This window comes from Flavobacterium oreochromis, from assembly GCF_019565455.1.
In the GTDB taxonomy this organism is placed as follows: Bacteria; Bacteroidota; Bacteroidia; order Flavobacteriales; family Flavobacteriaceae; genus Flavobacterium; species Flavobacterium oreochromis.
Window position 1 is genome coordinate 864,335 of sequence record NZ_CP067377.1, and the last position, 13,910, is coordinate 878,244.

The 13,910-nt window shown below is 29.3% G+C and carries 15 protein-coding genes, 1 tRNA gene and 2 pseudogenes; 11 read left to right on the forward strand and 7 right to left on the reverse strand.

The genetic code is table 11. From position 1 onward, the window contains the following. Positions 1 to 92: 92 nt before the first annotated feature. Positions 93 to 671: pseudogene (locus JJC03_RS19385) on the forward strand (transposase); the annotation flags it as partial. 348 nt (positions 672 to 1,019) lie between these two features. Here the strand turns inward: JJC03_RS19385 and JJC03_RS04205 are convergent. The 3 genes and pseudogenes from JJC03_RS04205 to JJC03_RS04215 form a co-directional block, all read right to left on the reverse strand. Beyond that, the gene (locus tag JJC03_RS04205) at positions 1,020 to 1,382 is read right to left on the reverse strand and encodes a hypothetical protein (protein ID WP_235874048.1); all 363 of its coding nucleotides are present in this window, start codon (positions 1,380 to 1,382) and stop codon (positions 1,020 to 1,022) included. A 29-nt stretch (positions 1,383 to 1,411) separates the two neighbouring features. Then, positions 1,412 to 3,284: pseudogene (locus tag JJC03_RS04210) on the reverse strand (Nramp family divalent metal transporter). A 2-nt stretch (positions 3,285 to 3,286) separates the two neighbouring features. Further along, on the reverse strand, positions 3,287 to 3,940 hold the full coding sequence (locus tag JJC03_RS04215) for a metal-dependent transcriptional regulator (protein ID WP_088397400.1): 654 nt from the start codon (positions 3,938 to 3,940) through the stop codon (positions 3,287 to 3,289). A gap of 94 nt (positions 3,941 to 4,034) precedes the next feature. Here JJC03_RS04215 and JJC03_RS04220 point away from each other — a divergent pair, with 94 nt between their 5' ends. Together JJC03_RS04220 and JJC03_RS04225 are read left to right on the forward strand one after the other, a co-directional pair. Continuing rightward, on the forward strand, positions 4,035 to 4,298 hold the full coding sequence (locus tag JJC03_RS04220; protein ID WP_235874049.1) for a hypothetical protein: 264 nt from the start codon (positions 4,035 to 4,037) through the stop codon (positions 4,296 to 4,298). Between the two features lie 80 nt (positions 4,299 to 4,378). Continuing rightward, the gene (locus tag JJC03_RS04225) at positions 4,379 to 6,292 is read left to right on the forward strand and encodes a TonB-dependent receptor plug domain-containing protein (RefSeq protein ID WP_309597782.1); all 1,914 of its coding nucleotides are present in this window, start codon (positions 4,379 to 4,381) and stop codon (positions 6,290 to 6,292) included. 148 nt (positions 6,293 to 6,440) lie between these two features. Here the strand turns inward: JJC03_RS04225 and JJC03_RS04230 are convergent, their stop codons facing one another. After that, positions 6,441 to 7,829, reverse strand: coding sequence for a dipeptidase (locus JJC03_RS04230; protein WP_235874050.1), 1,389 nt, complete (start codon positions 7,827 to 7,829; stop codon positions 6,441 to 6,443). A 186-nt stretch (positions 7,830 to 8,015) separates the two neighbouring features. Here JJC03_RS04230 and JJC03_RS04235 point away from each other — a divergent pair. Beyond that, a tRNA-Leu gene (locus JJC03_RS04235) sits at positions 8,016 to 8,097 on the forward strand. Positions 8,098 to 8,388: 291 nt separating this feature from the next. Here JJC03_RS04235 and JJC03_RS04240 read toward each other — a convergent pair. After that, the gene (locus tag JJC03_RS04240; RefSeq protein WP_240601641.1) at positions 8,389 to 8,610 is read right to left on the reverse strand and encodes a helix-turn-helix domain-containing protein; all 222 of its coding nucleotides are present in this window, start codon (positions 8,608 to 8,610) and stop codon (positions 8,389 to 8,391) included. A gap of 156 nt (positions 8,611 to 8,766) precedes the next feature. On the opposite strand from JJC03_RS04240, the gene JJC03_RS04245 reads away from it, so the two are divergent. The 7 genes from JJC03_RS04245 to JJC03_RS04275 all read left to right on the forward strand — a co-directional run bounded on the left by JJC03_RS04245 (position 8,767) and on the right by JJC03_RS04275 (position 11,985). Further along, positions 8,767 to 9,162, forward strand: a complete 396-nt coding sequence (locus tag JJC03_RS04245) for a hypothetical protein (RefSeq protein WP_235874051.1) — start codon at positions 8,767 to 8,769, stop codon at positions 9,160 to 9,162. A 34-nt stretch (positions 9,163 to 9,196) separates the two neighbouring features. Then, positions 9,197 to 9,553, forward strand: a complete 357-nt coding sequence (locus JJC03_RS04250; protein ID WP_235874052.1) for a hypothetical protein — start codon at positions 9,197 to 9,199, stop codon at positions 9,551 to 9,553. Positions 9,554 to 9,560: 7 nt separating this feature from the next. After that, positions 9,561 to 10,067 (forward strand): serine protease, encoded by a 507-nt coding sequence (locus JJC03_RS04255; protein WP_235874053.1) that lies wholly within the window; start codon positions 9,561 to 9,563, stop codon positions 10,065 to 10,067. A gap of 10 nt (positions 10,068 to 10,077) precedes the next feature. After that, on the forward strand, positions 10,078 to 10,638 hold the full coding sequence (locus tag JJC03_RS04260) for a S1 family peptidase (protein WP_235874054.1): 561 nt from the start codon (positions 10,078 to 10,080) through the stop codon (positions 10,636 to 10,638). A gap of 11 nt (positions 10,639 to 10,649) precedes the next feature. Next, positions 10,650 to 11,048 carry an FEKKY domain-containing protein gene (locus tag JJC03_RS04265; RefSeq protein WP_235874055.1) on the forward strand — a complete coding sequence of 133 codons (399 nt, stop codon included), beginning with the start codon at positions 10,650 to 10,652 and terminating at the stop codon, positions 11,046 to 11,048. A gap of 91 nt (positions 11,049 to 11,139) precedes the next feature. Continuing rightward, positions 11,140 to 11,538 (forward strand): hypothetical protein, encoded by a 399-nt coding sequence (locus tag JJC03_RS04270; RefSeq protein ID WP_235874056.1) that lies wholly within the window; start codon positions 11,140 to 11,142, stop codon positions 11,536 to 11,538. 12 nt (positions 11,539 to 11,550) lie between these two features. Beyond that, complete coding sequence (locus tag JJC03_RS04275) at positions 11,551 to 11,985, forward strand: hypothetical protein (RefSeq protein WP_235874057.1); 435 nt, start codon at positions 11,551 to 11,553, stop codon at positions 11,983 to 11,985. A 42-nt stretch (positions 11,986 to 12,027) separates the two neighbouring features. On the opposite strand, the gene JJC03_RS04280 is transcribed toward JJC03_RS04275, so the two are convergent. Continuing rightward, positions 12,028 to 13,461 (reverse strand): hypothetical protein, encoded by a 1,434-nt coding sequence (locus JJC03_RS04280; RefSeq protein ID WP_235874058.1) that lies wholly within the window; start codon positions 13,459 to 13,461, stop codon positions 12,028 to 12,030. A 103-nt stretch (positions 13,462 to 13,564) separates the two neighbouring features. Continuing rightward, positions 13,565 to 13,867, reverse strand: coding sequence for a helix-turn-helix transcriptional regulator (locus JJC03_RS04285; RefSeq protein ID WP_235874059.1), 303 nt, complete (start codon positions 13,865 to 13,867; stop codon positions 13,565 to 13,567). Between the last annotated feature and the right edge of the window lie 43 nt (positions 13,868 to 13,910).

Genomic DNA, 13,910 nt, shown 5'->3' on the forward strand with positions numbered 1-13,910 from the left:
AGTTGTATAAAAAAAGCAAAAGACAATATATTTAAAAACCTGACTATCAAATAAAAACTAAACTTTTACTTATGCTTTCGCTAACTAAAATTACAACTTTTTTTATTCTACTGATGATTTACTTAAAAACAAAAAGTTTGCAGACTGTACAGGAATTAGTTTTTATTGATTCTACACCTTTGAGAGTATCTGATAAAAGAAGAATGCTCTGTTAGTTGGTTCTTGGGTTTCAAGCTCCATATTATAACGAACGATTGTGGGGAAATTATAAACTTTATGCTTACTCCAGCAAATGTACACAATGCAAATCCTCTAAAAATGAAAGGTTTTATTAATAAACTTCACGGAAAACTATTTAGAGATAAAGGATATTTATCTAAAGATCTTTTTCAATCACTTTTTGAAAACGGAATTCATCTTGTAATCAAGTTGAGAAAGAATATGAAAACAAAATTAGTAACTCTAATTCAAGATCCTTTTCATCTTATAAAAAGAGCAATCATTGAAAAAATATCTGCTTAAAAAATATTTTTCACGTTGAGTATTCAAAAAAACGCTCTCAAACAGACTACTCAACAATATATTTTCAGCTCTAATTACTTATAATTTTGCAGAGAAAAAAACCTCACTAAAAAATAACTTTGTAGACAAAACAACTAATATTTTTTCAACAATTTTATATCAAACTAAAGTTAAATAAATATAGTTTATTCGCTATTAGTTGTATCTTTATCATATGTTCTATAGATGATTTTCAATATGTTTTTTTAAAAAAATATATTGAAAGTAAATTTGCATTGTATGATACTTTATATTATTCTCCTCTTTATTTATAGGATTATTAGCTTTAATTATACAATATTATCCGTAGTATTATTTTTTAAAATCTAAAATTATGACACAAGAAATAATAGCATTTTCCTTACTTATTTTAGCTATACTTTATCTATATAAAAAATTCTTTGGTAAGAAAAAACCAAAGAATTCTTGTGATGATCACTGTAAATGCCACTAATAACCTAGTACGATAACATACTCCAGTGAGTTAATTTTTTTCCTTCTACTTTAGTAGGCAGAATACTTACTGTTTGTAAAACTTTTTGAGACTTGGGTAAATGTGAACGAAACCATTGTAACACTTCTTCTTGATCATTTTGTCTTAAAGTAAACTGCTTTTCTTCTTTCATCTGTCCTTTTTCAAAATAAGCTACCTGTATCGTCACTTCACCTTCCCAAATACATTGCACTCCTTGTGGACATCTTGAATCATTAAGTACTTTTTGTAAAACAATTTCATTCCCTTTTGATTGGTCTCTTTTTTGATTTATTTGAGAAATAGAGCGATTGCTACCACAACTAACCAAGATTATTGTGAAGAGCAAAAAATTTAAAGTTTTTTTCATATGTCTGCTTATTCGTTTTTAACAATGTACAGTGGGATGGATATTGCATGTCTTAACTTATCAACAGTTGTGCCAAAAAGTATATCTTTATATCCTGTATGCCCATGTGTTCCCATTACTAAAATATCAAATTCATTCGTATTAATAATGTTTGCAATTGCTTTTGTGGGTTTTCCAAACCCTAACTGAGATTCTACTTTATATCCTAATTGCATTAGATTATCACGGTACATGTTCAATAATTTTTATCAATTTTTGTCTCCTGATCTTTAATATGTTTTCCATACAATATAGCTCCTACTGTCTCTACAATGTGTATTAAGGTATAATTTGCATCCTTTCCTCCTAATTCAATAGCGTGATTTAATGCTAATTCATCTGCGTTTGAAAAATCTAATGCAATAGCAATGTTTTTCCTAGAAATAGTACTATTAGGATTAAATTCAATTATATTATCCTTATGTGGAGTATGTTTATGTTCATTAAATACAGGTTTAAACAAAGGTTTTACTATAATATATAGAAGTAATAGACCAAATCCTAAACTAATAGGTACAATCGTTAACCATAAAATAATAGCATTATCATAAATATCAAGCAAGCTTTGTATTTCACCATAAACTAATTTTACATTTAACCCTACAATAATTAATGCAATAATCCATGCTATAATTTGGGTCAGTTTATTTATTTCAAAACCATTCATTTTATTTGGATCGCTTACAAAATGAATTAAAGGGATAATAGCAAATCCTAACTGCATACTTAAAATAACCTGACTAAAAATAAGCATTTTACCTGTGATGTTTTCACCTAATAGACTAATAACAATTATAGCAGGCACAATGGCTATTAATCGGGTTAAAATACGTCGTACCCAAGGCTGAATACGTAAATTTAAATAACCTTCCATTACAATTTGTCCAGCTAATGTACCTGTAATGGTTGAACTCTGCCCTGCTGCTATTAAAGCGATAGCAAATAGTGAAGCAGCCCATTTAGTTCCTAACATAGGAGCTAATAATTGATGTGCATCTTGTATTTCAGCTACTTCATAAAGTCCATTTTTATAAAATGTAGCAGCAGCTAAAATCAGGATAGCAGCATTAACAAAAAAAGCTAAATTTAATGCAATAGTTGAGTCTATAATATTATACTTAATAGCTTGTTTTATACCTTTTTACTTCGTTCAAATTTACGTGTTTGTACTAAAGAAGAATGAAGATATAAATTATGAGGCATAACAGTAGCCCCTATTATTCCAATTGCTATATACAAAGCTGTTTGATTAGGAATAGAGGGAATGATTCCGCTAGCCACTTTTGCAATTTCAGGTTGTGCAAACATCATTTCAAAAACAAAACAAGCTCCAATAATAGCAACTAATGTAATTACAAAGGCTTCCATTTTACGAATTCCTTTATTGATTAAAAAAAGCAACAAAAAAGTATCTAAAACAGTAATCATGACACCTTGTAACAAAGGAAGTCCAAATAATAAATTGATACCAATTGCCATTCCTAATACTTCCGCTAAATCACAAGCTGCTATAGCAATTTCTGCTAATATGTATAAAAATAAGTTAACAAGGGGTGAATAGGTTTCACGGGATGCCTGTGCTAAATCGCGCTGTGTTACAATACCCAATCTTGCACTAAGACTTTGTAATAATAAAGCCATTAAATTACTCATTAACAAAACCCATAATAAACTGTAGCCAAACTGACTACCTCCAGCTAAATCAGTAGCCCAGTTACCCGGATCCATATATCCAACACTGATTAAGTAAGCTGGTCCTAAAAAGGCTAAAGTGCGTTTAAACCACGACGCTTTATTTTGTGTTGAGACACTCTCATGTACTTCTTCTAATGATTTACTCATGATTATTTTTGTTTGATGAATAAATTTTCTGCTATTTTATTAGAAATCATCAAGTTTTGATCATTTATTTTAATATAAAGAGAAGCATCAAATTCTTCTTTATTTATAATACTAATAGTAGAACCTAATGATATGTTTTGTTTATCTAAATATTGCAAAAATTCAGCAGACGAATTTTTAACCCCTACAAAAAGATATTCTGTTTTCAACTCCGCTTCACTAAGAAGTAGTTTATGAATCCACTTGATTTCTCCCTTTTCATCAGGTATAGGATCCCCATGAGGATCAAAAGCAGGAAAATCTAAAAATTCATCTAACTTATCTGTTAATTTTTCGGATTTTATATGTTCTAATTCTTCTGCTAACTCATGAACTTCGTCCCAAGCAAAACCTAATTTATTTACTAAGAAAACTTCCCAAAGACGATGTTTTCTAATAATCATCTTAGCGGTATATAATCCTTTATCTGTTAAAGTAACCCCTTGATATTTTTGATAATCTACTAATTCTTTTTCAGCTAATTTTTTCAGCATATCAGTTACAGATGATGCTTTTGTTTCCATCATTAAAGCGATCGCATTCGTATTAACTCCCTTATGTGAAGCACTATTTAAATGATAGATAACTTTAAGATAATTCTCTTCAGAATGAGTCATTTGTACTTATTTTACACAAATATAACTATAAGTTTTGTATTTAGATAATAAAATTTTTAGTTTTGACTAAAAATTATTTTAAAACAAACTTAAAATGAAGTTTAAACATTTACTAATATTACTTTTCCACTCCATAACAAGCCTTTCTCAAACTTACATAGAAGGCACTTTAACCACAGAAAACATTTTCTTATCCTTTACTAAAATCAGCATAAACGAAAAACAAATTATTGAAACAAATTCAGAAGGTTATTTCAAATCCCCTATACTAGAAAAAGGGAATTATAAAATAGAAATTACAAAAAAGAGTATAAAAAATTTAAAACAAACATTACAATTAGCGATAGCATACCTGTAAAATTAACCATTGATCTAATCCCTACACAAGAAAAACAGTACACATTAGATGAAGTTGCAATAACAGGCACTTTAAAACCCATTAATCGATTAGAAAGTGCAGTACCTGTAGAAGTATTTAAACCTTCTTTTTTTAAGAAAAACCCCGTTTCTAATATTTTTGAAGGGTTACAAAACATTAATGGAATTCGTCCTCAACTTAACTGCAATATTTGCAACACAGGCGATATTCATATCAATGGACTAGAAGGTCCTTATACATTAGTACTTATAGATGGAATGCCTATTGTAAGTGGACTTTCTACAGTATATGGCCTTTCCGGAATACCTAATTCATTAGTTAATCAAATAGAGATTATTAAAGGTCCTGCTTCCTCATTATATGGTAGCGAAGCTGTAGGAGGATTAATTAATATCATTACAAAAAATCCAAAAAATGTTCCAACACTATCAATCGATGGGTTCACAACTAGTTGGGGTGAAGCTAATTTAGATCTTGGTTTTCGACTAAACTATAAAAACATTTCAATACTAACGGGAACCAATTATTTTAACTTTTCTAATCCTATTGACAATAACAAAGATTTTTTCACAGATCTTACACTACAAGATCGAGTTTCGATTTTTCAAAAATGGAATTTTCAAAGAAAATCAAAAAAACATCTTTCTTTTGCAGGACGTTTTTTTTACGAAGATCGATGGGGTGGTGAAATGCAATGGAACAAATCTTTCAGAGGAACTAATAATATTTATGGGGAAAGCATTTATACTAAACGATATGAAATTTTAGGAATATATGAATTTCCTGTAATTCAAAACATGAAAATAAACTTTTCATACACCCATCATAATCAAAATGCAGCTTATGGAACAAGATATTATTTAGCAAAACAAAATATTGGATTTACGCAATTTACTTGGAATAAAAATATTACAAAACATGATCTACTTTTAGGCCTTGCTGCACGCTATCAATTTTATGATGATAATACACCTGCCACCGTTATAGAAGAGAAAAATTGGATTTCAAGTACTTTTATACAAGATGAAATAAAATTTAGCGATCATCATAATATACTATTAGGCATACGTTACGATTACAACAAAAACCATGGAAATATCTTTACCCCTCGTTTTGCTTACAAATGGAAACCCAACAACACTAGTGTAATACGACTAAATACGGGAACGGGATTTAGAGTGGTTAATCTATTCACAGAAGAACATTCTGCTTTAACTGGAGCCAGAAAAGTTATAATAGAAAACAACTTAAAACCAGAACAGTCATATAATGTAAACATAAATACTCTTCGAAAATGGCATTTAAACAATGGTTGTTTTATCAGTTGGGAAAATTCGTTTTGGTACACTTATTTCACTAACACGATTTTACCAGATTACGAAACAGATACACAATCTATTATTTACAAAAACATAGAAGGCTTTGCAGAATCAAAGGGGGTAAGCTCTAATCTTGATATAATTTTAGGAAATGGATTAAAAGTCAGTCTAGGAGCTACCTATATGGATGTATCAAAAACAGAAAATGGGATAAAAAAACAACAATTATTAACTGAACGTTTATCAGGAACATGGTCAATATCTTACAATATCCCTAAATGGTACTTCACTATTGATTATACAGGAAATTTATATGGTCCAATGAAATTACCATTACTCAACAATTTAGATCCAAGAAAACCATATTCACCCATATACAGCATTCAGAATATACAATTTACTATAAATAAATTAAAAAATATAGAAATTTATTTAGGCCTCAAAAATCTTTTAAATTGGACTCCTAATAAAGGTAATCCTTTTATCATTGCTCGTTCAGATGATCCTTTTAATAAAAGTGTTGAATATGATACAAATGGAAATCCAACAACAAACCCTAAAAATCCCTATGCACTTACTTTTGATCCTACTTACGTCTATGCTCCTAACCAAGGCATTAGAAGTTTTATTGGAATTAGGTATTCTATAAATTAAATCATATTCTTTACTATTTTATTCAATAAAATACAAAACCCCGTTTTAACAAAAGTAGTCTAAACGGGGTTACTCTAAAAAAGTATCCTAAACACATTCAAACAAAGTTTAACACTTTTTATTAAGTGAAAGGACATATTTACAGAAATTACTTATTCAATTCCGCAAAATATTTATAAAACAAAGGAATTGTTTCAATACCTTTTAAATAATTAAAGATCCCATAATGTTCATTAGGTGAATGAATAGCATCACTATCTAATCCAAATCCCATCATAATTGTTTTTGACTTCAATTCTTTTTCAAACAAAGCCACAATAGGAATACTTCCTCCTGATCGAACAGGGATAGGCTCTACACCAAACGAATCACTATATGCTTTAGCAGCTGCTTGATACCCTATACTATCTATAGGTGTTACATAACCTTGTCCTCCATGATGAGGTGTTACTTTTACTTTTACAGATTTTGGAGCAATACTTTCAAAATGATCTTGAAATAACTTGGTAATTTCTTCCCAATCTTGATTAGGTACTAAACGCATAGATATTTTTGCATATGCCTTACTTGCGATAACCGTTTTGGCTCCTTCACCTATATAACCACCCCAAATACCGTTTACATCAAGTGTAGGACGAATAGAATTTCTTTCATTAGTTGTATAACCTGTTTCGCCATACTCTTCTTCAATATCTAATGCTTTATTGTAAGCAGCTTGACTAAAAGGACGTTTCGCCATTTGAGCTCTTTCTTCACTAGAAAGTTCCTCAACTTTAGCATAAAAACCAGGTATTGTAATATGATTATTTTCATCATGTAAAGACGCTATCATTTTAGTCAAAATATTAATAGGATTAGCAACAGCCCCTCCATATAATCCTGAATGCAAATCTCTATTAGGCCCTGTAACTTCTACTTCTACATAGCTCAAACCTCTTAATCCAGTAGTGATAGATGGTTGCTCATTAGAAATCATACCCGTATCTGAAATTAAAATAACATCATTAGCTAATTTATTTTGGTTTCTCTCTACAAACCAACTTAAACTTTTAGAGCCTACTTCCTCTTCTCCTTCTATCATAAATTTCACATTGCATGGCAAACAATTATTTTGAATCATATATTCAAAAGCTTTAACATGCATATACATTTGCCCTTTATCATCACAAGCACCACGAGCAAAAATAGCACCTTCAGGATGTAAATCTGTTTTTTTTATAACAGGCTCAAATGGAGGTGAGTCCCATAATTCAACTGGATCAGCAGGTTGCACATCATAATGTCCGTACACTAAAACAGTTGGCAAATCTTTATTTATGATTTTTTCACCATATACTATTGGATAACCAGGCGTTTCACAAAGTTCAACAAAATCGCACCCCGCATTTTCTAAACCTACCTTTACAGCATTAGCAGTATCAATCACATCTTGTGCATATGCACTATCAGCACTTACTGAAGGAATTTTTAACAAGTCTATTAGTTCGTTAATAAAACGTTCCTTATTATTCTGAACGTATTCTTTAATATTTTCCATGTTTAGTTCGTAAAGTAAAATTCAAATATACGAATTGCATCATCAAATAGTCAAAAGCTAATTTTAAAATTTAGCCAATTTCTTTTTTAAGAAAAAAAACAAAAAAATATTTGTCAATTAAAAAATATGCGTATATTTGCACCCACAAACAAGAATATAAGTCACTAACTAAGTTGACAAATATTTGCGGGTGTGGCGAAATTGGTAGACGTGCCAGACTTAGGATCTGGTGTCGCAAGACGTGTAGGTTCGAGTCCTATCACCCGCACAACAAAAAGACTTAAATAGCTGTTAAATCAAGCGTTTAGGTCTTTTTTATTTTATATTTACCCCTAATTTTACCCCTTTTTCTTGTAGTTAGTCTATTTTAATCTTGTTAAATCTATCTTATAGGGGGTATGTACAGAATACTATTTTATAGCCCCCAATTTGGAGCTGAAGGGTTTTGATGTTACCGTGTATAAAAATTTCTGTTAGTAGTTTAAGCTAATATTGTTCTTTTCTTTTAGACCTATATTATAATTGTTATAAACACTAAACGAGGGTGGAGGTTGATTGTTTAGGGTAAAATGTTTTTTATGTCCGTTTTTAAAGCGTGACAGATTTTTAATAAACTTCCTATTGTTGTGTTTATTTCACCTCGTTCTATTCTGCCGATTTGAGTTCTGGGGATATTGGCATCAAATGAAAGTATTTCTTGAGATATATTTAATTCTTTGCGTCGTATTATAATACGTTCACCTAGCTTTTTTAAATACTCTATTTGTTCTGTCTCTTTCACAGTTTAAAAATGCTGAATAGAGAAATAAAAATCAGTCACATAAATGTGACAATTAATAAAATATTTGTATAATTGTATCATTATTTTTCTCAATGAGGAAAACCGTAATAAATGCTCAAATATTTAGTGTAAACTTGAAAACTTAAACTTTTATTTATGAAAAAACTAGCTCAATTTTTTTTCCTGTTCTTTTTCTGTTGTTTTTTTAAACAGGCAGGCTATTCGCAATTTGGATACGGAAAGCCAATGGATTATGGAAAACCATCTGATTTTATGACTGATGCAATAAGAAGCTCTGAAGCTCAATCAGAATTGCAAAGAAGATATGATAATAATTACAGTAAAATATCTAATGCTATAAACAATATCAGATTTAAAATTAATCAACTTCAATATGATTATGAAAAAAAAGAAAGAATAAGAGGGAGATTTGATAAATATGTTAGTTCTGTGAATATAAACGGTAATACTTTATTGTCAAACTCACAAACTAACTATGTTATCAATGATTTGTATGATGCTATAAACTCCATATTAAGAGAAGAAAATTAAGACTGTTTAACTAATACTATTTGTAATGAAAAGAATGATTTTATTTTTTGGGATATTTTTTTGTCTTAATACATATTCACAGAGTCAGGAGTTTACTACTACAGATTTAATAAGAACACTTGATGTAATTAACTTTAAAGGTGTTAAAGTATTGAAAGGGCTAACTCGACCAGAACACATACTTCTGCTTAAAGATGTTTTAAACAATCCTGATACTCTATATCAATTAAACGTAAATGCTTGGTTTATATGCGACCATAAAAAGATTGATAATCTTGAGGTGTATAATTATTATTACAACAAAAAAATAAATAGAGCTACCTATAATCAATATTGCAAAGAAATTAACGCTTTAATGATGTTAGATGGAACTGTTCAACAACCAAAATAGTTGTGCAATGATTAAAAGAATTTTAATATTGCTTAGTCTGAGTTTATTTTTTATTTCTTGTAATAAGAAAATTGAACCTGATTCTCCAGAGAAAAACTTCGAAAAATATAAGAACAGTGTGGTTCTTATTGCTAGCCAATTTTATTATGAGATAGATACAGATAAGTTAGGAATTGTATATTATTCACCAAGTTCAAAGGATAAAATATATTTCACAAAAGAAGAAATTTTAAATAATTTATCTTTTTCTACTGGTACTGGATTTGTAGTGTCAAAAAACGGTGAAATTATAACCAACAATCACGTTGTAAATAATAAGGATGAAGAGTATAAAGTTGAACTTAACAGGGTTTCATATGTCCTAAAGAGTTCTTTAGCTGAACAAGTTAATCTGTATAACGATTCTATATCTAAAATTAAAAGTTACTATATTGAAAATTCAAGTAATCTTTATGAAACTGATAAACAAACCATTGTTGAAGAATTTGATAGGCTAAACAGCAAAAAAAAATGATTTGGTTTCTTTGCATAATAAATTAAGTGATTTTGATGTTCAAAGTACAACATCAAGGTTAGTAATTGTAAGTTTAGGAATTGCATATAATGATACACACATAACAGAACTTGATGATTTACAAGAATGTGTTGTTGTAAAAACTTCTGAAAACCCTGATATTGATTTGGCTTTAATTCAAACTAAAAGCAAGAAATTTGATAAACAACTAAATAGTATCTTTAATTTTAAGGATAATAATCCAAATATAGGTGATGAAGTTAAAGAAAGGGATATAAAAAAACCTATTAAAATAAATGAAGATGTTTTTATGATTGGATTTAATAGGGGCTTTAATCTTGCTAATACAAAACAAGGAATTAAAGCACAATTTACAAGTGGTAAAATAAGTCAAGAATCTGATGGGGTTAGAATATTGTACACAATCCCAACTTTAGAGGGTTCAAGTGGCAGTCCTATAATTGATAAGTGGGGTAATTTAGTAGCTGTAAATTTTGCAAAAATATCAAATACACAAGGTTTTAGTTTTGGAGTTCCAGTTTATGAATTAAAAAAATTTTATGAAGAATAACCCTTTAAAATATGACAGCTCAATATTATAAATTTTTAACAGTTGTAATTCTTTTTACATTTTATAGTGTTAATGCTCAAACAAAAACGGATTCTAAAAAATTCTTTAGTAAATCAGAGGGTTTAACCTGTGAAAATGGTAAAGTAGATGCTGTAACGGATTTTAACAAAGGTATTTATTACTATATTGTTAGGGGTTATATAACACCAAAGGATGAAAAATTAACCTTGTTTACAGATGACTATTTAACTACTAAATACGGGATTAGAACCGTTTATACAGGCTGTATAGTAAGAGAATTTACCACTTGTTACGCAGAAAAAATGAAAATATTACTTCAAGAAAAATTTGGTGCTGATATTATTGAAAAAGCTACTAAAGAAGCTGAAAAGGCGTATCGTATTAAATAAAAAAACTTAATAAAAATAAACAAACGTGTTTCACATATTTTGAGAAACAGAGGGTTTAAAATTGTAATTTTATTTAAAAACTAAAGTAATTATGAGAAAAAAAATTTCGATTATATTTATTCCTGTGTTTTTGTTTTTTATCTTGATTGTTTCGTGTAGTAAAGACAATAATCAAGAACCTCTAACTAATGGAAGTACAATGACTGCTATTGAAGGTGTTTGGAGATTACAAAATTTATCAGGCGGTTCAAAATTAATTTTTAATGGTTCTAATTTTACAATAGAATCAGGAACAGTTGTGATGAAAGGGAATTTTACACTTGATGGCAAACAAATAAAAGGAGTTGCTACAAGTCGTTCAGGTGCTGGTAGTGACTGGTTGAAACCAAATGATTTTGTCGCTGATTATGTGATTTCAGGAAATAAAGTAACTTTTAGTAATTATAGCGGAAACTGGATTTTGTTTTCGTCTTGGTATCAAAAACAGTAAAATCTTAAACAAATGAAAAAAATTATTCTTTTTGGTGTTATTGGTCTGATGTTGTCTTGTTCAAAAGATACGGGAGGAGTTCAGGCAACAGATAACAGTTTAGTGAAAAATAAAATTACCCCACCTACTTGGATACAAGGTACCTGGATGTTTGATACAGGAACGAGTGGAATGCCAAATAATGGACTTGGATTTCAGTTTACTACTGATGATTTTCTAAGTCTTAATGTAGGTACAAGTTATTCCTTTAAAAATGCTATAAGTTTATATGGTACTTCTGGGGTTGAATGTAAGGTTGAGCAAGAAATTTCAGACGTACGATATAAATTGAGTATAATTGTACCACCTACCACTTCATCCTATGAGTTTGCTAAAATTTCAGCAACAAAAATAGAATTTATCAATTCGTCAAGCGGATCGATACACGCCTATTATGTTAAAAAATAGTAAAAAGAACCCTCTTGTTTAGTAAAGAGGGTTTTTAATTATCTAACAAGCCTTACCTAAAGTATTTCCTGTTGTTAGCACTTCGTATGATAAAGCAGGGGCGACTCCAAAAAGCTGATTAAACTTATTTTTCATAAAACTTAGTAATTCTTCGGCATTGCTTTGCGTGGTTATTAAACAATCGTGTAATGTGTAAATAGGCACTTTGCCTTTGTGTTTAAGGTCAAATTCTCGTGCTATATTATCAATCATTACTTTTGCTTCAAATTGAAAGCAGAAATGCGAAAGCTTTTTGTGTGCATCTCGTTTTTCCCACTTCAAATCATCTAGTTTACTGTGTTGTGTTATCGCCTTAAATTCGTTTATGAATTTTAAAATAGTTGGATAAAGATTTTTAAACGCAATTTGTTCAAATTTGTATTTATGACTGGGTGCAAAAAACATTGAAAGCATTCTTCTTTTGACAAAGTCTTTTAGTTCCACCAAATCCCCGTCAAAATAATGATTATTTTTTTTGTGAAATTGTTTTTGATAGTAATGCATTACTTTATCAAAATTACACCCTTCATTTTCATATACAGAAGGCTCGAAAATTAGATTCATAAAATTTTGATACAATTGACCGCTGATTACATCAACGCCAAACTTGTTAAGTTCTGTTTTATCAATATCTCCCGTGATTTCATCGAATATATAAACGATAGAAGAATCTTTATATTGAAAATTTTTAAGATAGCTTAAATGCTGATTAAGATACATCTGTAAGGCTAGATACAAAATAAAAGGAACTGCGGATTTTACATCAATTTCAACTAAATTTTCATTTTCGTGAATTAAATATTTTCGTGAAATTTTTGAAAGCCTTGTAATATTTGAATGTACTCTACCGTCGGTTTGTGTTTTTAATTTTACTGTATATTCTTGATTCATTATTTTTAAGATTTCGAAGGCGTTTTTTAAATATTTTTCTCGTTCTTTAATAGGTTTTTCCTCAATGGCGCATTGTGGATTTTTGACGGTAAGCTTGTTTCTTTTGAAATGTTTTAATAAGAAATGATACTCTAATCTGATGTTTTCATTAGTTGATAATTTTAGAAATTGACTTTTGAATTTGTTAATTAATCTATAATCTTTTATTGTGTAAATTTCGAAACCGTCCCGATAAAAATATTCACGAAGAATATAGCTAAAACAGTGATTCTCTGAATAAGGGAAACGGTTTAAAACATTGCCAGCACCGCCAAAATTTTCTGTGAAATATTTAAAATACTTGTGGTATTCTTTGCCAAAAAGATTTTCAAGCATTTTTGAATGTAATTCAACTTTTTTATTGTTGCTTTTCTTGTTGCTTAATAGTAACACTATATGAATGATTAAGTATGCTTTTTCAAAATTGAATTTGAAATCTGGTTTGAAGCGATTAGTTAAATTTTCAAGATTTAAGTTTTTTGGTTTCAATATGTTATAATTTTTCATTTGTTTAGTTTTTTAAAATAGTTATCCTGGGCAATGAAAAACATCGCCTAAAGGGTTGGTGTAAAATGTTTGTAAAAAGTGGCTGAAAACGCCTAAAATGTAGTTATGCGACAGTGTTTAGTTTGTTGTAAACATCTGTTTTTAGGTAATAAACACGATTACCTATTTTTTTGTTTGGGAGTACATTATCCCTATTCCATAAATAGAGAGTTGTTGCTGAAACTTTTAGAAGTTCTTCGGTTTGCTTTTTTGTAAGCAGATTTGAATCTTGTACCGATTCTTTAGGGTTTTTTAGTTTGATTACTTCAGTAAGCTTGTTTAGTTCTTCTTTTACCGCTTCTTTAATTAATTGTTGTAAATCGCCAACTGATAGTTGAACTAATAATTTATTGTTTTTTTCTTGCATAAATATTTGATTTTAAATTTCTTATGCAAATTTTATTATTTTT